The sequence below is a fragment of the Sphingomonas abaci genome, assembly GCF_014199625.1.
GTDB classification, from domain to species: Bacteria; Pseudomonadota; Alphaproteobacteria; order Sphingomonadales; family Sphingomonadaceae; genus Sphingomonas; species Sphingomonas abaci.
Genome location: NZ_JACHNY010000001.1, coordinates 512,839 through 536,901, shown reverse-complemented (window position 1 = coordinate 536,901; position 24,063 = coordinate 512,839). Strand labels below are relative to the sequence as shown.

Sequence of the window (24,063 nt, the reverse complement as noted above, 5' to 3'; positions counted from 1 at the left end):
TCGGGACGTAGCGCAGCCTGGTAGCGCATCACACTGGGGGTGTGGGGGTCGCAGGTTCGAATCCTGTCGTCCCGACCAAATTCTCTCCACATCGCCAGCCCATGCGGTGGCGAGTCGCGCGTTCGGCGACCGGTCGTCCGCCGACCTGCGCCGGCGGACGGGCGCGGCGTTCAGCCCGGCAGCAATCCGAGCTGCGTGGCATAGCCGGCGAACAGCGTCGGCCAGGCGGCGGTGGCGACATTGGCCTTCAGGCGAACGCCGAAGCCATGGCCGCCCTGGTCGAAGGCGTGGAGCGCCGCCGGTCGCTTGGCCGCCAGCATCGCCTGGTAGAGCGCCAGGCTGTTGGCGATCGGCACCAGCCCGTCGTCGCTGGCATGGGTCAGGAAGATCGGCGGCGTCTCCACCGTCACCAGCCGCTCGACCGAGCCGCGCTGGCGGGCGGCGAGGTCCGAATCGGGGCCGAGCAGATTGTCGCGCGAGCCTTCATGGGTGAAAGGCTCGGCCAGCGACACCACCGGATAGATCAGCCCGGTCAGGTCGGGGCGCGCCGATAGACGGTCCGCCGCGTCCACGGGCGCATAGGTCCGCTCGCCATGGCGGGTGGCGAGGCTGCCCGCCAGGTGCCCGCCGGCCGAAAAGCCCAGGATCATGACGCGCGCCGGATCGACCCGGTCCTGGCCAGCGCGGGCGCGGATCATGCGCAGGCCGCGCTGCGCATCCTGGAGCGGGACGGTGGCGCGGTTCGCCCAGCCCTCGCCGGGCAGGCGATAGAGCAGGATATAGGCGGTAACGCCGCGCGCGTTCAGCCAGCGCGCCTGCTCCTCGCCCTCATTGTCCCACGCCAGGAAGCCATAGCCGCCGCCGGGGATCAGCATCACCGCGCTGCCATTGGGCGTGGCCGGGCGGCGCACGACCAGGGCGGGGCGGTCGATCCCGGTCACCCAGCGATCGTCGAAGCCGGGCGAGGTGGAACGCTGCTCGATCTTGAGCGCCGGCGTGCGCGACGGGTGGCCGGGGGCGAGACCGGGCCAGAGCGGCACCACCTCGCCCGCCTGCGGGCCGGTCGCGCCGGTTGCAGCCTGTCCAGGGGCGGCGGTGGCGAGCAGCGGCGCTGCGGCCAGCCCCGCCAGCAAGGCCCGACGGCCGAGCGCGGGCGGCGGGTCGAAATCAGTCATAAGTGCCTCTCCAGTAGCGAAATTCGCCCCAGCATAGCGCCCGTCCCCAAACAGCAAAGGGGCGGCGGTCCCCCGGACCGCCGCCCCCGATCGCCTGTCCGTCGCGAGATGCGCTCAGTGGTAGCGCAGTACCGTGGCGCGGCGGCGATAGCGGGCCGCGCCGCCAACCAGCGCGAAGCCGGTGAGCATCAGCGCCCAGCTGGCCGGCTCAGGAACCGCTGCGATCGGCTGCACGCTGTAGCGGAAGTTGGCGTCGCAGCGGTTGCTGCCGGCGACGCAGGCCGCGTCGCTGTTCGAACGGCGGGTCAACGCGCCCTGTGCATACGCATCGCTTGCATTGTTATAGCCGAGCGCCAGGCTGCTGCTGTCGGAGCTCAGCACGGCGCGATAGGTCGTGCCCGCCGTGAGCGCGACCGATCCGGCGAACACGTCGACGAAGCCGCCCAAGGTGCGGAAGGTCAGGCCGCTCAGATTCGTCGTCTGGCTGGCAAGCGCGGTGTCCCCATTCTGGGTGAATAGCGAGAAGGTCACGGTGCTGGTCGTCGCGGTGCGGTTCGTCGTCGCGAAGGTGAAGGCGAAATTGGTCAGCAGCCCCGCATTCGCGACGAAGCTCTGCTCGAACGGGCCGCTGCTGGCGAAGCTGGCGGCGGCGGTGCCGCCCTGCACCGGCGTGAACTCGGCGGCCTGGGCGGCCGTGCCGGCGAGGGCGGCGGCGAGCGCGGCGACGATGAAACGCTTCATTAGGACTTCCCCCTTATGGATCGATGCTGGACCCGTCGTTGCCAGCGCTATGTTGCAGTCCCAAGACGTTAGGACAGCCGGTCCGCGACGAAATCCATGATCCTTCATGACGCCTGGGTCATTTTGGCACAAGCGTCGATGGTGTATTCGATTGCTGCGCCAGGCCTCTGAAAAACAAGCGAATAAAAAATTCGCGTCTGGTGGTTCGCGGGGGTTTGCCACGGCTCTGTCACATGGGCAGATTAACGACCTGTTAGGGGCGTCGAGCGGCGCTCATCCGCGGTCCGGGGGAATGCCGGGGCGGACCATCGCGACAGGGGGTAGAGGACGTGAGCACGAATTACTGGAATCTGGCCGGCGGCGACCTGTTTCAGGACTGGTCCGACACCAACCTGATCCGCAGCAACGACGACTGGTCGAACGTGCCGTCGATCATGGGCTTCATCGGCAAGGACGCATCGACCACCCGGGCGGGCGTCGACCCGCGCACCATCACGCTCGACCCCGAACCGGAAGTCGACGTCAACGCCAACCAGACCAGGCCGGACACCTACACGACCGGCGGCGTGACCGAGTTCCAGATCAGCAACCCCACCGTCGCGATCAAGGGGTCTGGCACGGCGGATGCGCCCTATCTGGCGCTGTACCTGGACGCCACCGGGCGACAGGGCGTCACCGTGTCGTTCAACCTGCGCGACCTGGACAACAGCGCCAACGACACGGCGCAGCAGATCGCGGTGCAGTATCGGCTGAGCGAAAGCGGTGCGTGGGCCAATGTACCGGGCGGCTATGTCGCCGATGCCAGTGCGCCGGCGAGTACGCCCGGTCTCGTGACGCCGGTCTCGGTCGTGCTGCCCGACGATGCCAACAACGCCGCGACGCTGCAGGTGCGCATCATCACCACCAACGCCCCCGGCAACGACGAATGGATCGGCATCGACGACATTCGCGTCACCACCAGCGGCGGCGGCGCGGCGCTGCCCGGCACGCTCAGCATCGCCGACGCCTCGGTGACCGAGGGCAATGCCGGCACGCAGATGATCGACTTCACCGTCACCCGCGTCGGCGGCGCGAGCGGCGCGGTCGAGGCTGCCTATGCGATCACGCTGCCGGGCGGCCAAGGCGGCGCGGATGCGGGCGACTTCGCGGCGATCGCGCTGACCGGCACCGTCCGCTTCGCCGATGGCCAGACTAGCGCCATCATCTCGCTGCCGGTGCTCGGCGACCGCGCGCCGGAGCCGAACGAAAGCTTCTCCATTACCCTGTCGAACGCGACCGGCGGGGCGACGATCGACCGGGCGACGGCGACCGGCACGATCCTGAACGACGATATCCTGCCGCTCAAGATCGGCCAGATCCAGGGCGAGGGCCATGCTTCCGCCTTTGTCGGGCAGACGGTGGTCACGCGCGGCGTGGTGACGGCGGTGGACAGCAACGGCTTCTATCTGCAGGACCTGGGCGACGGCAACGCTCGAACCTCCGACGCCATCTTCGTCTACACCAACAGCGCGCCGGATTTCTTCGTCGGCGACGCGGTGAGCGTGCAGGGTGCGGTGAGTGAATATCGCGCCGGCACCGGCGGCCTGACCGTCACCCAGATCACCGGACCGAGCGTGACGCTGGAGGGCTGGGACCAGGTGCTGCCCGACGCGGTGCGGATCGGCCAGGGCGGGCTGACTTCGCCGACCAGCGTGATCGACGATGACGGGCTGACGCGCTACGACCCGGCCACGGACGGCATCGACTTCTGGGAATCGCTGGAGGGGATGCGGGTCACGATCGACAATCCGCTCGTCGTCTCCAACACCACGGCCGACAGCTACCGGGAGACCGACGTGGTCGCCTCGGGCGGCGCGGGCGCGACCGGCGTCAACGATCGCGGCGGCATCACGATCAGCAAGGGGGACTTCAACCCGGAGAAGATCCAGCTCCAGGGCAAGGCCGCCGTCTATGACGGGTTCGCACCCGATTATTCGGTCGGCGACCGGCTCAGCAGCGTCACCGGCATCGTCAACTATGCCGCCGCCCGATATGAGGTGATCGTCACGGAGGCGGTGACGGTGACCCAGGACGTGACGCTCCAGAAGGAGGTGTCGGCGCTGGCCGGCGACGCCACGCACCTGTCGCTCGCCACCTACAATGTCGAGAACCTCGATGCGTCGGACAACAAGTACGACGTGCTGGCGGCGGACATCGTCTACAATCTGCGCGCGCCCGACATCCTGGCGGTGCAGGAGATCCAGGACGCCAATGGCGCGCAGTCCGGCGGCACGCTGTCGGGCGTGCAGACCGCGCAGGGGCTGATCGACGCGATCGCCAGGATCAACGGTGGCCGCTACGGCTATGTCGAGATCGCGCCGACCACCGCCAATTCGACCGGCGGCGAGCCGAACGGCAACATCCGCAACGGCTATCTCTACAATCTGGACCGGGTCAGCTATGTCGAGGGCAGCGCCGAGCTGATCACCGGCGCGGCCTATAACAACAGCCGCAAGCCGCTGGTCGCGCAGTTCCAGTTCGGGGCCGAGACGATCACCGCGATCAACGTCCACCTCACCTCGCGCGGCGGTAGCGACCCGCTCTGGGGCGCGACCCAGCCGCCCGCCGATGCCGGCGATGCCGCCCGCACCGCCCAGGCGGCGGGCGTCAAGGCGTGGATCCAGGAGCATCTGGCCGACGATCCCCAGCTCAACATCGCGGTAATGGGCGACTGGAACGGCTTCGCCTGGGAAGATGCGCAGACCCAGCTGACCGATCCGGCCAAGGGCGGGATGCTGACCGACCTGGCGACCGCGCTGCTGTCGCCCGAGGAGCGGTACAGCTATCTGTTCGAGGGCAATGCCCAGGCGCTGGACCATATCCTGGTCACCGGCGGGCTGTTGACGGACGCGCGCTATGATGCGGTGCACCTGAACTCGCAGTTCAGCGGCGACCGGCCGACCGACCATGACCCGCAACTGGCGCTGTTCAGCTTCGGGGGCGCGCCGGCGCAGGCCGAGGCGGTGGCGCAGGTCGAGGCGGTCGGGGCGTCCGACGATGCGACCCACGACCTGGGCTATGCGCATCATGGCGGCTGGGGCTTCATGCCGACGCTGGCGGACGGGATGCACCTGGCCTGAAGCGGTGCCGATCCTGTAAGGGGATCGTTGCGCGAGGCCTTTCGGTGCACCCGCGCAGGCGGGAGTCCCGGGGGGCACGTGCCATAAGGTATTGGTTTGCCTGGCACGGAGCTTCTGACTGCGCGGGAGCAGGGTGGGGCCGCCAATGCAGGGTTGGCGATCTTGCGACGATCCCCCGTACGGAAAGGCAGCCCGCCGCAGACCGGATGGAGGGTGACGCCGATGGCCAGGACGGCCCTCCTCGCGACAGGTGGCGCCGCTTCCACCATGCCGCGCGCACCCTCCCCTTGCAGGGGAGGGATTTCAGGCGTCGATCCGACGTGGTTGACGGTGGTAAGACGCCCTTTGTCGAGGACAGGCTGGGCGGAGGCGACGTGAAGGGTGGGTATGCGTAGGACCAGCGGGACCGGGGGGCTCCATCTGCCGCAGGGGCCGATGCGGGCCGCGCTGGAGCGGTGCCGCCGCCATCTGATCGGCGCGGCGGGGTTCAGCGCGCTGGTCAACCTGCTCTATATCGTGCCGACGCTCTACATGCTCCAGGTCTATGACCGGGTGGTGCCGACGCAGGGCGTGCAGACGCTCGGCTTCCTCACGCTGGTGCTGCTGTTCGCGCTCGCCTGCCTCTCGCTGCTCGACCGGGTGCGCAGCCGGTTGCTGGTGCGCGCCGGCGTCCGGCTGGACGCCGATCTCGCGCCCTTGCTGCTCGATGCGACCATGGCGCGGCCGGAGGCGCCGGCGGCGCGCGCGGCGATGCGCGACTTCGACGCGATGCGCGGCGTGCTGACCGGGCCGGGGATGCTGGCGCTGTTCGATGCACCCTGGACGCCGCTCTATGTGCTGGTCTGTTTCCTGGTCCATCCCTGGATCGGGCTGGTCGCGCTGGCCGGCGGTGCGATCCTGCCGGCCATCGCCTGGCGCAACGAGGTGGCGACCCGGAGCGGCATGGCGCGCGCGCAGGAGGTCGCGACCCGGACCTATGCCGCGCAGGACGCAATGCTGGCGGCGGCCGAAAACGTGCGCGCCTTGGGCATGCGCCGCGCGCTGGTCGCACGCCAGCTGCGCCAGCGCGAGGCGATGCTGGTCGCGCAGACCGAGGCGGGGTTTCGCGCCGGCGGCTATTTCACCGCGACCAAGTTCGTGCGGCTGGCGTTGCAATCGCTGGCGCTGGGCCTGGGCGCGCTGCTGGCGGTGGACAACAAGATCTCGGGCGGCGCGATCTTCGCTTCCTCCTTCCTGATCGCGCGGGCGCTGGCCCCGGTCGAACTGCTGATCGGCAGTTGGAAGGGGATCGCCCAGGCCCATGCCAGCTATCGCGGCCTGGATGCGCTGCTCGCCGCCGCGCCGGTCGCCGCCGACGTCACCCAGTTGCCCGCCCCGCGCGGGAGCCTGCAATTGGAGGGCGTGACGCTGCTCAACGCCACGCGCGACGCGACCCTGCTCAACGCCGTGTCCTTCGCGGTCGCGCCCGGCGAGGTGGTGGCGATCGTCGGTCCGTCGGGAGCGGGCAAGTCGACGCTGGTGCGCGCGATCGCCGGCGCGCTGCCGATCGATCGGGGCCATGTCCGCATCGATTCGGCCGACCTGAACGACTGGGACGCCGAGCGGCTGGCCCGGCATATCGGCTATCTGCCGCAGGATTCGGTGTTGTTCGAGGGGACGGTGAAGGAGAATATCGCGCGCTTCGACACGGAAGCCGCGGCGGATCGCGCCACCATCGACGCGCAGGTGGTCCAGGCGGCGGAGATGGTCGGCGCGCAAGACCTGATCCTGCGGCTGCCGGGCGGCTTCGACCACCGGCTGGGCTTGGGCGGGCGCGGTGTCTCGGCCGGTCAGGCGCAGCGGATCGCGCTGGCGCGGGCGGTCTATGGCGATCCGGCGCTCTACATCCTGGACGAGCCCAACGCGCATCTGGATGCGGAGGGCGACGCGGCGCTCAACGCGGCGATCGCGCGGTTGAAGGCGGCGGGCAAGACGATCCTGATCGTCTCCCACAAGCTCGGCGTGTTGCCGGTGGTCGACAAGATCCTGGTGCTGCGCGACGGGCGGGCGGAGCTGTTCGGGCCGCGCGACGAGATCCTGGCGAAGATCGCGCCGCCCGGCGTCCGCCGGATGACGCCGCCCGCCACCGGCGCGGTCGCCCGGGGAGGCGCGGCATGAGCGCGCCCCTGGTCCTCGCGCCCGGTGACGAGCGGCGGCCCGATCCGGCGATCGCGGCGCTGGCCGATCCGGCGCGCGACATCCGCGTCGGGCTGGTCGTGGCGTCTTTGTTCTTCCTGCTCTTCCTGGGCTGGGCGGCGTTCGCGCGGCTCGATGCGGCCGCCTATGCCTCGGGCGTGCTGGAGGTGTCGGGCCAGCGCCAGGCGGTGCAGCATCGCGAAGGCGGGGTGGTCGGCGACCTGCTGGTGCGCGAGGGGCAGCGGGTTCGGCGCGGGCAGTTGCTGATCCGCCTGGTCGCCGCCGATGTGCGCGCGCAGGAGCGGGCGCTGGCGGCGCAGGCGATCCGGCTGCTGGCGCAGCGCGCCCGGCTGGAGGCGGAGCAGATGGGCGCGGCCCGCCTGTCGCCGCCGCGCGAGTTCGCCGCGTTGCCGGACGAGGACCGGACGGCGGCGGCGCTGGCGCTGAAGCTGCAACAGAGCGAACTGGACGCACGCCGGGCCACGCTGTCGGCGCAGCGCGGCGCGCTGGGCCAGCGGGTCGCGCAATCGGCGCAGCAGGGGCGCGGCTATGGTACGCAGGTGACCTCCGCCGAGGAACAGTTGCGGCTGGTCGACCAGCAGCTCGCGGCGCTGCGCCCGGTGGCGGAGAAGGGGTTCGTCTCGCAGACAAGGCTGCGCGAGCTGGAGCGGCTGCGCGCCGAACTGATGGGCCAGCGCGGTCAATATGCCGCCAGCGTCGCCCAGACGCGCGAGGCGGCGCGCGAGAGCGAGATCGGCGCGCTGGAGGCGGAGCGCAGCTTTCGCGAGCGGACCGCCGCCGACCTGCGCGATGTCGACACGCGGCTGGGTGACCTGCTCCCCAAGCTGGCGGCGGCGCGCGACCAGCTCGCCCGCACCGCTATCCGCGCGCCGGCGACGGGGGCGGTGATCGGGCTGTCCGTCTTCACCCGCGGCGGCGTGATCGCGCCGGGCCAGACGCTGATGAGCATCGTGCCCGAACGCGTGCCGCTGCGTATCCAGGCGCGGATCGGGCTCGACGATGCCGATGATCTCCGCACCGGGCAGCGCGCGCTGGTCAAGTTCCCCAGCCTGCACGATCGCACCTTGCCCGACCTGGAGGGGGTGATCACCCGCCTGTCGGCCGATGCGGTGACCGACGAGAAGACGGGGGCGGGCTATTTCACCGCCGAGGTGACTGTGCCGCGCGACCAGCTTCGCCGGCTGAACGTCGTGCGGGGCCGGGACTTCGAGCTGCGCGCGGGCATGCCGGTGCAGGTGCTGATCCCGTTGCGCAAACGCACGGCGCTCGATTACGCGCTGGAGCCACTGGTGGGCGCGTTCTGGTCGTCGTTCCGGGAGCATTGAGCCTGCTGCTCCACACTCTGGTCCCCCGGCGCAGGCCGGGGCGCAATCGGGAAAGCTTCAGTAATGGAGTGTTGCGCTTCGTTGAGAGGCACGGAGCGCGACGATTTCTCGAATGGCATCCCCCGACCGGGCCCCGGGCATCGCCGGGGAACAAGGAGTAGGAAGACGTGCGGCATCGGCGGGCGCTTCGCGGCGTCGCGCGATCATCGACCAGACCGGAATGAAGGTCCGGGAGGTTCTGTTGCCCGGCCCTCCCGGTTGCCGCTGGAATCCCCTTCTGTTGCCCGGTGGGGTCCGACCGCGCTATTTTGGTGTAACGTCAGGCCGTTAGGCCATCAGTTACGCCGCAATCGCGAGTGCTTCGTTATCGTTGGCACTTGTGTAATGGGCCGTTGCGGTGGTCCCATTCCGAGCGAAAACAGCGCCTTTCAACACACGTCGATCCTAGTTCGGCCCCGTCATTCCGGTCGCCCGACCCATGGCTGAAAGCCATGGTCGACCGGCCCGAATGGTGGAGCCGCCGGGTACCGCCCCCGGGTCCGCTGCGTCTATTCTACGCCGCAGTTTATCGCCATAGCCGGCCGAAGCCGACGCCGACCGATATAGGGCGTGCGTCGCCACATGCAAACGCCTTTCGCTCGCCACAAATCAGGGCCATATCGGCCCGCATCATGTTGACCCAGCGTTCCCGTTACGCCCTGCGTTCCCTGCTGTTCCTGGCCACCGCCCCGGCCGGCAGCGCGCCGATCCCGATGACGCGGATCGCGGCCGAGGCGAATGTGCCGCGCAAGTTCCTGGAGCTGATCCTGGCCGACCTGCGCGAGGCGGGGCTGGTGCTCAGCCATCGCGGGAAACATGGCGGCTATCTGCTGGCGCGACCGGCGCACCTGATCTCGCTGGGCGACATCATCCGCACCATCGAGGGGCCGCTGGCGCTGGTCCCGTGCGTGAGCCGCACCGCCTATCGTCGCTGCGCCGACTGCAAGGACGAGGCCGCCTGCGCGATCCGCCAGGCCATGGCGCGGGTGCGCGACGAGACCGCGCGCATCCTGGACGGCACCAGCCTGGCCGACGCCACCGCCGAGCGACTGGTCGCGGCGTAAAGCGGGAAGGGGCCTTCCGCCCGCCCGACAAGCTGGTAACGGGACGGCGATGGCCAAGCTCTATTTCTATTATGCGTCGATGAACGCGGGCAAGTCGACCAACCTGTTGCAGGCCGACTTCAACTATCGCGAGCGCGGCATGGCGACGATGCTGTTCACCGCCGCGATCGACGACCGGTTCGAGGCGGGGACGATCGCCTCGCGCATCGGCCTGGCCGCGCCGGCTACCCCCTTCGGTCCCGCCACCGACCTTTATGGGTGCATCGACGACCGCCATGCCGAGACGCCCCTGTCCTGCGTGCTGGTCGACGAGGCGCAATTTCTGAGCGGCGGGCAGGTCGACCAGCTCGCCCGGGTCTGCGACCGGCTGGGCGTGCCGGTGCTGGCCTATGGTCTGCGCACCGACTTCCAAGGCGTGCTGTTCGAGGGATCGGCGCGGCTGCTGGCGTTGGCCGACGAGCTGACCGAGATCAAGTCGGTCTGCGTCTGTGGGCGCAAGGCGACGATGAACCTGCGCGTCGATGCCGACGGTGCTCCGGTGGCGCGGGGGTCGCAGACCGAGATCGGCGGCAACGACCGCTATACCGCGCTGTGTCGCCGGCACCACGCCGAGGCGCTGATCCAGGCGGAAGGATAAGGCGATGCACGGCTGGATCATCCTCGACAAGCCGCTGGGCCTGGGCTCGACCCAAGGCGTCGCCGCGGTCAAGCGCGTGCTGCGCCAGGCGGGGCATGGCAAGGTGAAGGTCGGCCATGGCGGCACGCTCGATCCGCTGGCGACCGGCGTGCTGCCGATCGCGGTTGGCGAGGCGACGAAGCTGGCGGGGCGGATGCTCGACAGCGACAAGGTCTATGCCTTCACCATCCGCTTCGGCGAGCAGACCGATACGCTGGACGCCGAGGGGCCGGTGATCGCGACCAGCCCGGTGCGGCCGACGCGCAGCGCGCTCGCCACGGTGCTGCCGCGCTTCACCGGGCCGATCGCGCAGGTGCCGCCGGCCTATTCGGCGCTCAAGGTCGATGGCGAGCGCGCCTATGACCTGGCGCGGGCCGGCGAGGACGTGGTGCTGAAGAGCCGCGACGTGGTGATCCACGCGCTCTCGATCGATGCGGCCGCAGAGGACGGGCCGCTCGACGCGGCGACCCTGGTCGCGCATGTCTCCAAGGGCACCTATATCCGCAGCCTGGCGCGCGACATCGCGCTGGCGCTCGGCACGGTCGGCCATGTCACCATGCTGCGCCGGCTCAAGGCGGGTCCCTTCGACCTGTCCGGCGCGATATCGCTGGACAATTTGAACGAAATGGGGCAGGCGCGCACCCTTGAACAGATACTCCTGCCGTTGAGGGCGGGGCTGGACGACATCCCGGCTCTTGCTCTCTCTCCCGACCAGGCAGGGGCGCTCCGTCAGGGGCGTGTGTTGGTCGGGGTGCATGCCGATGACGGCGCGGCCTTCGCGATGCTCGACTCCGCCCCTGTGGCGCTGGTCGACGTGGTCGCGGGCGAGGTCCGGGTCGTTCGCGGCTTCAACCTCTGATTGAAAGGATGACGATGTCGATCACGGCAGAGCGCAAGCAGGCGCTGATCAAGGAACATGCCCGCGAAGAGGGCGACACGGGGTCTCCCGAGGTGCAGGTCGCGATCCTGACCGACCGCATCAAGAACCTGACCGAGCATTTCAAGGGCCACGCCAAGGATAACCATTCCCGCCGCGGCCTGCTGATGCTGGTGAACAAGCGTCGTTCGCTGCTGGATTATCTCCGCAAGAAGGACGGCGACCGGTATCTGGCACTGATCGCGAAGCTCGGCCTTCGCAAGTAATTCGGAAGGGCGCCCTCGCGGCGCCCTTCTCGTATCTGCCCGCCCGCAATCCGGCGCGGCGGGCATGGGGGCGACGAAGCGTCCCACGCCGCCGCGGGCCGGTTAGCCCGCATCATAGGCCCCCGGCGCGATCGGCGCGGCGGGAGTGAAGGAAGCGATATGTTCGATACCAAGAAAGTGCAGATCGAGTGGGGCGGCAAGACCCTGACCCTCGAGACGGGCAAGGTCGCCCGCCAGGCCGACGGCGCGGTGATCGCGACGCTCGGCGAGACGGTCGTTCTGTGCGCCGTCACGGCTGCCAAGACGGTCAAGGAAGGGCAGGATTTCTTCCCGCTCACCGTCCATTACCAGGAGAAGTTCTCCGCCAGCGGCCGCATCCCCGGCGGCTTCTTCAAGCGCGAGCGTGGCGCGACCGAGCGGGAGACGCTGGTCAGCCGCCTGATCGACCGTCCGATCCGCCCGCTGTTCCCCGAGGGCTTCTACAACGAGATCAACTGCATCGCGCAGGTGCTGTCCTATGACGGCGAGAACGAGCCCGACATCGTCGCGATGATCGCGGCCTCGGCGGCGCTGACCATCTCGGGCGTGCCGTTCATGGGCCCGATCGGCTGCGCGCGCGTCGGCTACAAGAATGGCGAGTACCAGCTCAACCCGACCGATGCCGAGGTGCTGGACGGCGACCTGGACCTGGTCGTCGCGGCGACGCACGACGCGGTGATGATGGTCGAATCCGAAGCCAAGGAGCTGTCGGAAGACGTCATGCTGGGCGCCGTGGTGTTCGCGCACAAGGCATCGCGCCAGATCATCGACGCGATCATCGACCTTGCCGAGCAGGCCGCCAAGGACCCCTGGGAGCTGAAGCAGGGCGACGACCAGAAGGCGGTCAAGGCCGAGCTGAAGAAGCTGGTCGGCAAGGACATCACCGCCGCCTACAAGCTGACCGACAAGCAGCAGCGCCAGACCGCGTTGGGCGAGGCGCGCGCCAAGGCGAAGGCGGCGATGGCCGACCGCACGCCGCAGGAGCAGCTCGCCGCCGCCAAGCTGGTCAAGAAGCTGGAGGCGGAGATCGTCCGCACCGCGATCCTGAAGGACGGCCGCCGCATCGATGGTCGCACCACCACGCAGATCCGTCCGATCGAAGCCGAGGTCCACTTCCTGCCGCGCTCGCACGGCTCGGCGCTGTTCACGCGCGGCGAGACCCAGACGATCGCGACCACGACGTTGGGCACTCGCGACGCCGAGCAGATGATCGACGGTCTGAACGGCCTGTCCTACCAGCACTTCATGCTGCACTATAACTTCCCGCCCTATTCGGTCGGCGAAGTGGGCCGCTTCGGCGCGCCGGGGCGTCGCGAGGTCGGCCACGGCAAGCTGGCGTGGCGTGCGCTGCACCCGGTGCTGCCGACCAAGGAGGAATTCCCCTACACGATCCGCGTCACCAGCGACATCACCGAGTCGAACGGCTCGTCGTCGATGGCGACGGTCTGCGGCGGCTCGCTGTCGCTGATGGATGCGGGCGTGCCGATCAAGCGCCCCGTCTCGGGTATCGCGATGGGCCTGATCCTGGAGGGCAAGGACTTCGCCGTCCTGTCCGACATCCTGGGTGACGAGGATCACCTGGGCGACATGGACTTCAAGGTCGCCGGCACCAGCGAGGGCATCACCAGCCTCCAGATGGACATCAAGATCGCCGGCATCACCGAGGAGATCATGAAGGTCGCGCTGGCCCAGGCGCATGAGGGCCGCGCCCATATCCTGGGCGAGATGGCCAAGGCGCTGGATTCGACCCGCACCGAGCTGTCGGCGCATGCGCCGCGCATCGAGACCTTCACGATCGACAAGTCGAAGATCCGCGAAGTGATTGGCACCGGCGGCAAGGTGATCCGCGAGATCGTCGCCACCACCGGCGCCAAGGTCGACATTGACGACGAGGGCGTCATCAAGGTGTCGTCGTCCGACCAGAGCCAGATCGAGGCCGCGGTCAAGTGGATCAAGGGCCTGGTCGAAGAGGCCGAGGTCGGCAAGATCTATGACGGCAAGGTCGTCAACCTGGTCGATTTCGGCGCGTTCGTGAACTTCATGGGCGGCAAGGACGGTCTCGTCCACGTCTCGGAGATCAAGAACGAGCGGGTCGAGAAGGTGTCGGACGCGCTGTCCGAGGGCCAGGCCGTCAAGGTCAAGGTGCTCGAGATCGATCCGCGCGGCAAGGTGCGCCTGTCGATGCGCGTCGTCGACCAGGAGACCGGCGCCGAGCTGGAGGACACCCGTCCGGCGCGCGAACCGCGCGGCGACCGGGGTGATCGCGGCGACCGTGGCCCGCGCGGCGGCGGCGGCGGCGGCGGCGACCGCGGTCCGCGTCGGGACGGCGGCGAAGGTCGTGGCGGTCCGCGTCGCGATCGTGGCGACCGGGGCGGCGAGCGTTCCGGCGAGCGGGGCGAGGGCCGTGGCCCGCGTCGCGAGCGCGAGGGCGGCGAGGACGGCCCGGCGCCGTTCGCGCCGGCCTTCCTGACCGGTGATCGCGACTGATCATCCCCGGCTCCCTCCCGAAGGCCGGGTGACCGCGCCTTCGGGTCAGGATCAGGACGAAACGACCGTGCGGGCTGCCCGCGCGGTCGTTTTTTCGTTCCGGACGATGGCCATCTTCTCCCGTCCTTTCCACCGAAATGAAGGTAAATTACGATACAATTGCCGTTGCAACAATTTGGCGGCTGTATTAGCCAACACTTGGCTTCGAATGTTCCAAGCGTGTCGTGCTTTCCCTCTCAAGTTCCTGTCCGGATTGCCGATCCATGGTGCCGCAAGCTGTTCTGCCGTTGCTGATGAACATGCTGACGGCGTTGCTGTTCGGGATCAGCTTCGTGGTCATCGCCTGCCTCAATCCCGGCGCACGCCGGATCGGCTGGATGGCGGTGAGCTATGGCTTCGGCGTGCTCGAGCCAGCCTCGCACCTGATCGTCGCGGCGGGGGGCGATGCGCAGGTGATGAATCGCCTGGGGCCGAGCGGCTTCTTGATCGGCCTGACGCTGATGGCCCCGGCCCTCTCCCTCTTCCACCAGCGCCGGCCGATGTGGCTCGGATGCGCGCTGATCGTCGGCCCGGGCGTGACCTATTTCACGCTGCGGCCTTTGGGCGGGGACGGGGTGGAGCAACGGCTGGTCGTGCAGTGCTTCTTCGCGGCGAGCATGATCCTGTGCGCCGCGACCGCCTGGCGCGATGCGCCGCGCTCGGCGATGAACCGGGTGCTGGTGGCCGTGTTCCTCGTCACCGGCCTGCATTTCCTGGCGAAACCGTTCCTGGCCGCCCCACTGGGGTTCGGCAGCGAGCGGGATTATCTCGGCTCGATCTACGGCGTCGTGTCGCAGGCGAGCACGGGCGTGCTGCTGGTCGCGGCGGGCCTCCTGATCCTGATCGCGGTGCTGCAATCGCTCGTGAAGACGCATCACGACCAGGCCCGCATCGACCCCCTGACCGGGCTGCCGAACCGCCGGGCGCTGGAGGAAGCGTTCGATCGGCGGGTCGATCCCGCACAGCACCGGATCGGCCGGGTGGTCATGGCGATCGCGATCCTCGACCTCGACCATTTCAAGAGCATCAACGACCGGCTTGGCCATGACGGCGGCGACGCGGTGCTGCGGCGGGTCGCGCAGTGCCTGGACACGGTGCGCCCGGCGCTGGGGGTGGCGGCGCGGCTGGGCGGCGAGGAATTCGTGCTGCTGATGCCCGATCAGGACCTGGAGGCGGCGCATCCGGTCTGCGAGCGCATCCGCGTCAGCGTGGCCGCCCTGACCCTGCCCGACCTGCCCGACCTGCCGGGCCTGTCGGTCAGCATCGGACTGACCGACCTGGCGGCCGGGGAAACGTTGACCGCCGCGCTCCGCCGCGCCGACCGGGCGCTGTACGAGGCCAAGGCGGCCGGCCGGAACCGCTGCATCCTGGTCAGGGGCCGGTCGCCGACGTCGACGCGGCCCCCCCTGTCGGCGGTGGGGGCGCGGGCGTAACGACGCTCAGAACAGCGCGTCGTCGAACAGATCGTCATCCGAATCGGAGCCGGGCGAGGCCGTTGCGGCGGCGGCGATCGGCTGGCCGGTGACGGCGGCGTGGACCTCGCGTTCACGCGCCATGGTGTAGCTGGCGACGAGCCGGTCGAGCAACGTCGCATGGAGACGCGCCGCCTCGGGCGGCAGTTCGGCCTGCTCGCCCCGTTCGGCGATCTGGGCCAGTTCGCCCGCCAACCGCCAGAGCGGCGCCCGCATCGCGTCGTTGCAGTCGACGCGTTCGATCGTCTCCTCCAGCACCACCAGCGACTGGGCGGCATCGTCGCCGACCTTGGCCAGTTCGGCGTCGATATGCGCGGCGCCCTCGTCGATCGTCCGGAGCGCGTCCGACAGCGCCTCGCCGGCGTCCGTGCCCGCCTGGCCGCGCAGCTCGCCGAGCCGCGTCGCACCGGCCGACAGCGTGCCGATCAGCGCGTCGATCTGGTCGACCTGGCGGTCCAGCACGTTGGCGCAATCATGGATATGCGCGGTGACGATCGTCAGCGGCCGGCTGTTGACGCCGGCCCGCATGCTGCGGAAGCCGGCGTTGAGCGCCATGAGTTGCACGTCGCGGCGGGCGCGGCGCATCTGCGCCAGCCGACAGACCATGCCATCCGCCGCCTCCGAGGTCGCCGCCGCGATCCGGTCGATCTGCAGGTCGGCCTCCCGCAGCCGGCCGGTCAGCGTCGCCATCTCCGCGATCCCGTGCTTCAGCTGGTGGAGGAAGGTCTGGCCGCCCGCATCGCCCTGGTCCGCCGGACCCGTGGCGGCGATGGTGCGGCTCATGTCCAGCAGCTGCTTCGCCTCGGGCAGGATGCGGCGCAGGCTGCCGACCAGCCGGTCGGTCTCGCTCTGGAACTGGTCGGTGGTGTCGCTGATCTGCGCGGCGAGCAGCGCGGCCATGCGCCGCTCGACCAGCACGGCGTCCGCGCCTGCCGGCAGCTCGGCGACCCGTCGCGCGGCGGCGGCGAGATGCTCCAGCCGCTGTCGCGCGATGTCGCCGACCTGCAGCGCGCCGATCGCCTCGGCGACATGGCCGCGCACGCTCCGCGCCGATGCGGCGATCCGGTCCGCCTGCACCAGCAGCCCGGCCTGGAAGTCGCGCAGCGCCCCGGCCTCGCGGATCAGCCGTTCGGGCACCATCGGCAGCACCTTGGCGAACTCGGAAACCAGGTTCTGCTCGGCCTGGCGGGCGGCGGGCAGGGCGGCGTTCATCGCCTTCAGCGCCACGCCCAGCGCGGCGACATGGCTGTCGCTATGCTCGATCTTGTGGGTCATCTGGTTGGCGAAGTCGGTGAAGCCACCGCTGTCCGCCGCCACCACCTGCACGTTCAGGCCATAGACGCGCAGCAGGTCCAGCGTCTTGCGGACATCGTCCAGCACGCTGATCAGGCCATGGCCGTTGCGGCCGATCGCGTCCAGCTCGGCATTGCGGCCGCGTTGCAGCGCCGGTAGCTGGGTCAGCGACCGGGCGACCTCCAGCAGCCGGGCGATGGCGAGCTGGCCGCCCGACCCGTTCATCGCCGAGGTCATGCCCTCCAGCGCCGCGATCAGTTGCTCGACCATCTGATATTCGAGGCCGAGCGCGTTGCCGGCGGCGACGAAGCGCATGTCGAGCCCGGCGGCGAGTTCGTCGAGCGTGTCGGCGATGCGACCAAGCGGCGGCTGGTCCGCCGGGTCTGGCAGGACCGTGTCCAGACCCTGGATGTCGGCGGCGGCGACGGGCGCGCCGGTGGCCGGCTGCGGAAAGGGGGCGGTCATCGCGTGCTGGCCGTCAGCAGGGCACGGGCGATCTGGTCGAGCGGCACGACCCGTTCGGCGGCGCCGCGCGCGATCGCCTCCTTGGGCATGCCGAACACGATCGAACTCGCCTCGTCCTGCGCCACGGTGCGTGCGCCCGCCTCGCGCATCTCCAGCAGGCCGCGCGCGCCGTCATCCCCCATGCCCGTCATGATGATCCCTACCGCATTGGACCCCGCCGACCGCGCGGCGGAGCGGAACAGCACATCGACCGACGGCCGATGGCGCGACACCAGCGGCCCCTCGCGCACCGACACGCAATAACGCGCGCCCTGGCGCTCCAGCAGCGTGTGGCGCAGGCCGCCCGGCGCGATCAGCACATGGCCGCGCATCACCGTGTCGCCGTCCTCCGCCTCCTTCACGTCGACCTCGCAGATCGCGTTGAGACGGCGGGCGAAGGCGCGGGTGAAGCTTTCGGGCATGTGCTGGACGATGACGATGCCGGGCGCATTGGCGGGCAGCGCCTCCAGCACCTCGCGCAGCGCCTCGGTGCCGCCGGTCGAGGCGCCGATGCAGACGACCATCTCGGTCGTGCGGCTCATCGCCCGGCCGGCGGGCGGCGGCGGCAACATGGCGTCGGCGGTCAGCTTGGGCGCCGGGCCGGCCTGCACGCGCGGCCGCCGGGCCGAGACGCGGGCAAGGGCCGCCCCCTTGACCGTGTCGCAGATCATCTGATGCGCTTCGTTCAGATGTTCGGTGACGCCGACACGCGGCTTCAGGATGATGTCGACGGCCCCGGCCTCCAGCGCCTGGAGCAGCGTGTCCGATCCCTCCTCGACCAGCGAGGAGCACATGACCACCGGCACCGGGCATTGCTGCATCAGCTTGCGCAGGAAGGTGATGCCGTCCATTCGCGGCATCTCCACGTCCAGCGTGATGACGTCGGGCACGGCATCCTGGATGTAGCGCGCGGCGGCGAAGGGGTCGGCGGCGGCGGCGATCACCTCGATCTGCGGATCGGCGGAGAGGATCGCGGTCATCGCCTGGCGCACGCTGGCGCTGTCGTCGATGACCAGCACGCGGATCTTGGGCAGCGGCATGGATCAGACTTTCTGGAAAACGGTGCCGGCCACGGTGCGGACCGGAAGGTCCATGCCCGCGATCGTTTCCGAATGGCCGAGGAACAGGTGACCGCCCGGGAGCAGACAGTCGAGCAGACGGCGGATCACCTTCTCCTGGGTCTCCTGGTCGAAATAGATCAGGACGTTGCGGCAGAAGATGACGTGCATGGGGTCGCCCACGCCGTAGCGTGGGTCCATGAAGTTGAGCTGGCCGAAGCCGATCGCGGCGCGCAGTTCCGGGACCATGCGGACCTCGGCCCGGTCGCCGCGCGCCGTCATCAGGTAACGGCGGCGGAGCAGCGCCGGCACCGGCTCGACCATCGGGGCCGGATAGATGCCGCGCCGCGCCGTCTCCAGCACCTCGGTGTCGATGTCGGTGGCGAGGATGCCATAGCCGCACGCCTGGCTCATGCAGAACTGGTCGAGCAGCATGGCCAGCGTATAGGGCTCCGCGCCGGTCGAGCAGCCCGCGCTCCAGATCCGCAGCCGGCGTTCCCCCGCCGCGACCAACGCCGGCAGCACGGTGGCGGTCAGATAATCGAAATGCTTCGGCTCCCGGAAGAAGTCGGTCTTGTTGGTGGTCAGCGCATTGACCAGCAGTTCCGCCTCTGTCGCGAGGCTGGCCGGATCGGCGAAGACATGGTCGCAATATTCGGCGACGGAGGCGAAGCCGCTCGCGCGCGCGCGACGCCGCAGCCGGCCCTCGACGAGCAGGCGCTTGCTGGGCGGCGTCTTGATGCCGCTATGCTGTTCGATGAACGCGGCGACGCGTTTGAAGTCCTGCGCGTTCAGCTCGCTGCCGGGAGCGGCAATGGGTTGATAGGCCGTCATGGTGCGTCTCGATGCTTCTCAGGGAGAGGACGGGGACAGGGCGGTGCGTTCTGCGCGCCCGGGGACCGGGGGATGTCAGGGCGGCGTGCGCGCCGCGAAGGATGGTCGCGCCGGGCCGACCGGCGAGGATGGTTCGGGCGGAAGATGGGACGCCATGGGGAAGAGCCTGTTGCCGGAGCGTCGGAAAGGGCTAGGCCGCCGCCGCGACAGGGGAGGCGGGAGCCGGGGCGGCCAGATCCTCCGCTGCGAACAGCCGCGCCGGGTCGAGCAGCGCGACGAAGCCATCGTCGCGCCGCACGAAGCCGGTCAGATACTCGACCCGCCAGCGAACCCCGATCTCTGGCGTCTCGCCGATCTCGGAGGCGGCGAAGCTGACCACGTCCATCACCCGATCGACCACCAGCCCCATCGTGACCGACCGCTCGTCGGCCTGTTTCACCTCCACCACCAGGATGCAGCTCGACACGGTCGGCGCCACGGCGGGGAAGCCCAGCCGGACGTGGAGGTCGACCATCGGCACCGCGGCGCCGCGCACGTCGAGCAGGCCGAGCAGCCAGGCCGGCCCCTCCGGCACGCGCGAGGCGGGACGATGCTCCAGGATTTCGCGGACCATCGTCACCGGAATAGCGAAGGTCTCCGACCCCAGCGCGAACACGACCGCCTGCACGGCCTCCATGGCACGGCCGGTCATGCCGCACGTCCGAAGGCGTCGTCGTCGCTGTCCGGGCCGCCCTTGCTCAGGTCGAGCGCGAAGCCTTGCGCCAGCGCCTGCTGGTGCGCGACGGTGCCGGTGCGAACGGCCGGCTTGGCCAGGGCGGCCCGCCTGGCCGTCGCCTTGGCCTTCGCGGCCGGGTTGGGCCGGGGCTTGGCGACGGCGCGGGGCCGCGCGCCGGCCGGCGTGTCGCCGATGCGGAAATAGGCGATGCTCGCCTGCAGCTCCTCGGCCTGGCTGGCCAGCGTCTCCGAGGTGGCGCTGATCTGCTCGGAGGCCGAGGCGTTCTGCTGCGTGACCTGGTCGAGCTGCTGGATCGCCTCGTTGATCTGCGACGCGCCTATATCCTGCTCGCGGCACGCGGCGCTGATCTCCGACACCAGTTCGGCGGTGCGGCGGATGTCGGGCACCAGCTTGGTCAGCATGTCGCCGGCCTGGGTGGCGGCGGCGACCGTGTCGCTGGACACCGCGCCGATCTCGGCGGCCGCGACCTGGCTGCGTTCCGCCAGCTTGCGGACCTCGGAGGCGACGACCGCAAATCCGCGGCCATGTTCGCCGGCGCGCGCCGCCTCGACCGCCGCGTTCAGCGCGAGCAGGTCGGTCTGCCGCGCGATCTCCTGCACGATGCCGATCTTGTCGGCGATGGTGCGCATCGCCACGACCGCCTTGTTGACCGCGACGCCGCTTTCCTCCGCGTCGCGCGAGGACTGGCGCGCGATCTTCTCGGTCTGGGCGGCGTTGTCGGCGTTCTGCTTGATGTTGGCGGCCATCTCTTCCATCGAGGCCGAGGCTTCTTCGGCGGCGGCGGCCTGTTCGGTCGCGCCCTGCGACACCTGTTCCGACGAGGAGGAGAGCTGCTGGCTGCCCGCCGCGACGCTGGCGCCGGCCTCGGTCACGTCGCCCAGCACGGTGCGCAGCCGATCGGTCATCGCGTTCAACCCGGCGATCAGGTCGGCGATCTCGTCATTGCTCGCAACATGCACATCGGTCTGCAGGTCGCCGCCGGCGATCGTGTCGATCGCGTGGCGCGCGACGCGCAAGCCCCGGCTGACCAGCAGCGAAATCCACACGGCGCTGCCGATCGCCAGCAGCATCGCGCCGGCCGCGATCGTCAGCAGCGTCGCGCGGGCGGTGCGGAAGGTCGCCTCCGCCTCCGCGGTTGCGGCCGCCATCTGCCGCTTGTTCAGGTCGGCGATGCCTTCGGTGATCGTCGCCATCGCCTGCGCGTTCGATCGGGCTTCACCAATTGTGATCGCCGTCGCCGTCTCGCGATCACCCGCCGCGACGGCGGCGCGAAGCCGGTCGTTCAGGCCCAGATAGGTTTGGAAATCCTGTTGCAGCCGGGCCCATTTCGGGCGACCGGCGGGGCTGGCGCCTTCCACGCCCTGCGCGATCATCTCCTGCGCTTCGCCGCGCAACCGCATCATCTTGGCATCGAGCGTGGCGGTGAACGTCGGGTCGCGGCTCAGCACCAGGTTCTTCTCGAGCCGGATGATCATGCCGATCTTGGAGTCGATGCCCTGCGACCGGCTCAGTCGCGCTGCCGGACCGCTCAACACCTGGTTCATCGACATGTTGAGGATGTTCATCCGGCTGACGCCGACGGCGACGATCGCCAGCATCATGGCAACCAGCAGGGCAAAGGTGATGCCCAGCTTCATCTTGATGGTAGCGCGCATCACACGGCTCCTTGTTCGGTCATTCGAAGGAAGGGGAGGGGGGAAGGGGGGGGCGGACGGCGGGGCGCCATGTCAGGCCGCTTTGCCGAACTCCGCATCCTCGGCGTCCGGACCACCCGACGCCAAGTCGAGGGCGAAGCCGCGCACGCGGGCCTGTTGCTGGGCGACGGTCGCTTTCGGCGAGGCCTTGGCGGGCGCCTTGACCGCGGTCTTGGCCTTTTTCGGCTTGGCGACCGCGGCGGGGGCGGCAGCGGGCTTGCTCGACGTGGTGGCGCCGGGCGCCCGGGTCACCGTCCGGGCCGGGCCGCGCACCGCCGCGCGCTGGCCGTCGACGCGGAAATAGGCGATGCTCGACTGCAGCTCCTCGGCCTGGCTGGCCAGCGTCTCCGAAGTGGCGCTGATCTGCTCGGAGGCCGAGGCGTTCTGCTGCGTGACCTGGTCGAGCTGCTGGATCGCCTCGTTGATCTGCGACGCGCCGACATCCTGCTCGCGGCACGCGGCGCTGATCTCGGCGACCAGTTCGGCGGTGCGGCGGATGTCGGGCACCAACCTGGTCAGCATGTCGCCGGCCTGGGTGGCGGCGGCGACCGTGTCGCTGGACACTGCGCCGATCTCGGCGGCCGCGCTCTGGCTGCGTTCCGCCAGCTTGCGCACCTCGGAGGCGACGACCGCGAAGCCCTTGCCATGCTCGCCGGCGCGCGCTGCCTCGACCGCCGCGTTCAGCGCGAGCAGATCGGTCTGGCGCGCGATCTCCTGCACGATGCCGATCTTGTCGGCGATGGTGCGCATCGCCACGACCGCCTTGTTGACCGCGACGCCACTTTCCTCAGCATCGCGCGACGACTGGCGCGCGATCTTCTCGGTCTGGGCGGCGTTGTCGGCGTTCTGCTTGATGTTGGCGGCCATCTCTTCCATCGAGGCCGAGGCTTCTTCGGCGGCGGCGGCCTGTTCGGTCGCGCCCTGCGACACCTGTTCCGAGGAGGAGGAGAGCTGCTGGCTGCCCGCCGCGACGCTGTTCGCCGCCTCGGTCGCATCGCCGACCACGCTGCGCAGCCGCTCGACCATCGACACCAGCGCATGGCCCAGCTTGTCGCGGTCCGACAACGGTTGGTGGTCGACGGTCAGGTCGCCCTCGGCGATGGTCTCGGCCAATGTGGCGGAGGCGCGGAGATTTTCGGTCATGCGGTTGACGGTGCCGACCAGATCGCGGATTTCGTCATTGGTCCTGACCGTCACCTCCTGGTCGAGATCGCCGATGGCCACCGCGTCCAGCGCCTCGCCGATCCGGCTCAGGCCGCGCGACACGACCAGCGACACCCAGACCGCCCCGGCCACCGCGATCAGAAGCGCGACGATCGCGATCGTGACGAGCAGCGAGCGGGCATCGGCGTAGAGCGCGTTGGTGTCGGCATCGGCCTTCTGCATCTTGGCTTGTTGCAGGGCGACCAGGTCCTGCATGGTCGTGGCGACCGCGAGGCTGGCGGTCCGCGCCGCGCCCAACGACAGGGCGGCGGCCTCCTGGTTGCGGTTGGCCAGGCCAAGTAGCCGGATCCGCTCGTTCAGCACCTTGTAGGTCGCCCAGGATTTGCGGACCGACGTCCAACGCTGGCGGGTGTCGTCGGTCGCCAGACCGAGGCCACTCACCAGGAGAGCATCGACGCGAGCGCGCTGTTCGAGCATGCGGTCGCTGAAATCGCGCATCGCCGCGGCATCGTCGGTCAGCGCCAGGTTCTTCTCGTTGCGCCCGATGCGCCCCAGTTCGGCGTCAACTGCCTGCGCATATTCCAGCTGCTTGGCGGAGACGTTGATGACGCGGGTGATCGCGTCGTTCAACTCGCCCAAGCGCGTGATGCCGATGCCGACAGTGGCGATCATCAGCAGCAGCACGACCGCGAAGGTCGCGGCCAATTTCATTTTGATCGTGAAACGCATCGAGAAATTCTCCCCCCAAAACCTCAGGGCCATCAATGGACCGTCTGCTCGCCCCCCCGGGCGATCAGCATGTTGAACAGCGCCGGCAGGTCCGGCAGCACGACCAGGTCGCCGCCTTGGCGGACGAGGCAGCGGATATGGTCGCGCGGCCAGCGCATCCCGATCGCGGGCGGGGCCTCGGCCGCGTCGCGCAGCAGTGTCGCGACTTCGTTGACCCGGTCGGTCTTCAGGCCGATCAGCACCGGCTCGTCGTCCAGCACCAGTTCGATCACGACGATGCGACTCTCGCTGGTGTCTGCCTGCGGGATCATCCCAAAGGCGATCCGCAGGTCGGCGAGCGGGATGATCCGGCCGCGAAAATTGATGACGCTGGCGGCGAGCCGGTCGGCGCCGGGCACCCGCGTTTCGGGCATCAGGTCCAGGATTTCGCGGACCAGCACGGCCTCGAGCGCGAAGGTCTCGCCGCCCAGGCCAAAGGTCAGCACCTCCAGCGCGCCGTCGTCGGTCCAAGCGGTCGTGTTGCGATGAGGCATGGC

18 protein-coding genes, 1 tRNA gene and 1 other RNA gene are annotated in these 24,063 nt (G+C 69.6%); 10 read left to right on the top strand and 10 right to left on the bottom strand.

The window, feature by feature from the left end:
• Nucleotide 1 precedes the first annotated feature (1 nt).
• Nucleotides 2–78, top strand: a tRNA-Pro gene (locus GGQ96_RS02355).
• Between the two features lie 92 nt (nucleotides 79–170).
• Here GGQ96_RS02355 and GGQ96_RS02350 read toward each other — a convergent pair.
• Entirely contained in the window at nucleotides 171–1,175 is a 1,005-nt protein-coding gene (locus GGQ96_RS02350) for an alpha/beta hydrolase (RefSeq protein WP_184111139.1), read from the bottom strand.
• A gap of 114 nt (nucleotides 1,176–1,289) precedes the next feature.
• Nucleotides 1,290–1,916 (bottom strand): PEPxxWA-CTERM sorting domain-containing protein, encoded by a 627-nt coding sequence (locus GGQ96_RS02345; RefSeq protein WP_184111137.1) that lies wholly within the window; start codon nucleotides 1,914–1,916, stop codon nucleotides 1,290–1,292.
• Nucleotides 1,917–2,245: 329 nt separating this feature from the next.
• Between GGQ96_RS02345 and GGQ96_RS02340 the strand changes: the two genes are divergently transcribed.
• The 3 genes from GGQ96_RS02340 to GGQ96_RS02330 all read left to right on the top strand — a co-directional run bounded on the left by GGQ96_RS02340 (nucleotide 2,246) and on the right by GGQ96_RS02330 (nucleotide 8,556).
• Nucleotides 2,246–5,035, top strand: coding sequence for an endonuclease/exonuclease/phosphatase family protein (locus tag GGQ96_RS02340; protein ID WP_343058897.1), 2,790 nt, complete (start codon nucleotides 2,246–2,248; stop codon nucleotides 5,033–5,035).
• A gap of 435 nt (nucleotides 5,036–5,470) precedes the next feature.
• A complete protein-coding gene (locus tag GGQ96_RS02335) occupies nucleotides 5,471–7,192 on the top strand; it encodes a type I secretion system permease/ATPase (protein WP_184112178.1) in 1,722 nt (573 codons plus the stop codon).
• Nucleotides 7,189–8,556 (top strand): HlyD family type I secretion periplasmic adaptor subunit, encoded by a 1,368-nt coding sequence (locus tag GGQ96_RS02330; protein WP_184111135.1) that lies wholly within the window; start codon nucleotides 7,189–7,191, stop codon nucleotides 8,554–8,556. Before GGQ96_RS02335 ends, GGQ96_RS02330 begins: the two co-directional genes overlap by 4 nt.
• Nucleotides 8,557–8,821: 265 nt before the next feature.
• Here GGQ96_RS02330 and ssrA read toward each other — a convergent pair.
• Nucleotides 8,822–9,188, bottom strand: a transfer-messenger RNA (tmRNA) gene (gene ssrA / locus GGQ96_RS02325).
• Nucleotides 9,189–9,227: 39 nt separating this feature from the next.
• On the opposite strand from ssrA, the gene GGQ96_RS02320 reads away from it, so the two are divergent.
• The 6 genes from GGQ96_RS02320 (at nucleotide 9,228) to GGQ96_RS02295 (ending at nucleotide 15,476) form a co-directional block, all read left to right on the top strand.
• Nucleotides 9,228–9,659, top strand: coding sequence for an RrF2 family transcriptional regulator (locus GGQ96_RS02320; RefSeq protein WP_184111133.1), 432 nt, complete (start codon nucleotides 9,228–9,230; stop codon nucleotides 9,657–9,659).
• Between the two features lie 49 nt (nucleotides 9,660–9,708).
• The gene (locus GGQ96_RS02315; RefSeq protein ID WP_184111131.1) at nucleotides 9,709–10,296 is read left to right on the top strand and encodes a thymidine kinase; all 588 of its coding nucleotides are present in this window, start codon (nucleotides 9,709–9,711) and stop codon (nucleotides 10,294–10,296) included.
• 4 nt (nucleotides 10,297–10,300) lie between these two features.
• Entirely contained in the window at nucleotides 10,301–11,194 is an 894-nt protein-coding gene (truB, locus tag GGQ96_RS02310; RefSeq protein ID WP_184111129.1) for a tRNA pseudouridine(55) synthase TruB, read from the top strand.
• Nucleotides 11,195–11,208: 14 nt separating this feature from the next.
• On the top strand, nucleotides 11,209–11,478 hold the full coding sequence (gene rpsO / locus GGQ96_RS02305) for a 30S ribosomal protein S15 (RefSeq protein WP_125995922.1): 270 nt from the start codon (nucleotides 11,209–11,211) through the stop codon (nucleotides 11,476–11,478).
• Between the two features lie 159 nt (nucleotides 11,479–11,637).
• On the top strand, nucleotides 11,638–14,004 hold the full coding sequence (pnp, locus tag GGQ96_RS02300; protein ID WP_184111127.1) for a polyribonucleotide nucleotidyltransferase: 2,367 nt from the start codon (nucleotides 11,638–11,640) through the stop codon (nucleotides 14,002–14,004).
• Between the two features lie 293 nt (nucleotides 14,005–14,297).
• A complete protein-coding gene (locus tag GGQ96_RS02295; RefSeq protein ID WP_184111125.1) occupies nucleotides 14,298–15,476 on the top strand; it encodes a GGDEF domain-containing protein in 1,179 nt (392 codons plus the stop codon).
• A 6-nt stretch (nucleotides 15,477–15,482) separates the two neighbouring features.
• Here GGQ96_RS02295 and GGQ96_RS02290 read toward each other — a convergent pair whose 3' ends face one another.
• The 7 genes from GGQ96_RS02290 to GGQ96_RS02260 form a co-directional block, all read right to left on the bottom strand.
• Entirely contained in the window at nucleotides 15,483–17,273 is a 1,791-nt protein-coding gene (locus GGQ96_RS02290; RefSeq protein WP_184111123.1) for a hypothetical protein, read from the bottom strand.
• Complete coding sequence (locus GGQ96_RS02285; RefSeq protein WP_281392602.1) at nucleotides 17,270–18,352, bottom strand: protein-glutamate methylesterase/protein-glutamine glutaminase; 1,083 nt, start codon at nucleotides 18,350–18,352, stop codon at nucleotides 17,270–17,272. Before GGQ96_RS02285 ends, GGQ96_RS02290 begins: the two co-directional genes overlap by 4 nt.
• A 3-nt stretch (nucleotides 18,353–18,355) precedes the next feature.
• A complete protein-coding gene (locus GGQ96_RS02280; RefSeq protein ID WP_184111121.1) occupies nucleotides 18,356–19,204 on the bottom strand; it encodes a CheR family methyltransferase in 849 nt (282 codons plus the stop codon).
• A gap of 190 nt (nucleotides 19,205–19,394) precedes the next feature.
• Entirely contained in the window at nucleotides 19,395–19,895 is a 501-nt protein-coding gene (locus GGQ96_RS02275) for a chemotaxis protein CheW (RefSeq protein ID WP_184111119.1), read from the bottom strand.
• Nucleotides 19,892–21,595: a methyl-accepting chemotaxis protein gene (locus GGQ96_RS02270; RefSeq protein WP_184111117.1), complete on the bottom strand. Its 1,704-nt coding sequence runs from the start codon at nucleotides 21,593–21,595 to the stop codon at nucleotides 19,892–19,894. Before GGQ96_RS02270 ends, GGQ96_RS02275 begins: the two co-directional genes overlap by 4 nt.
• 72 nt (nucleotides 21,596–21,667) lie before the next feature.
• Nucleotides 21,668–23,527: a methyl-accepting chemotaxis protein gene (locus tag GGQ96_RS02265; protein WP_184111115.1), complete on the bottom strand. Its 1,860-nt coding sequence runs from the start codon at nucleotides 23,525–23,527 to the stop codon at nucleotides 21,668–21,670.
• A 32-nt stretch (nucleotides 23,528–23,559) separates the two neighbouring features.
• Entirely contained in the window at nucleotides 23,560–24,060 is a 501-nt protein-coding gene (locus GGQ96_RS02260) for a chemotaxis protein CheW (RefSeq protein ID WP_184112174.1), read from the bottom strand.
• Between the last annotated feature and the right edge of the window lie 3 nt (nucleotides 24,061–24,063).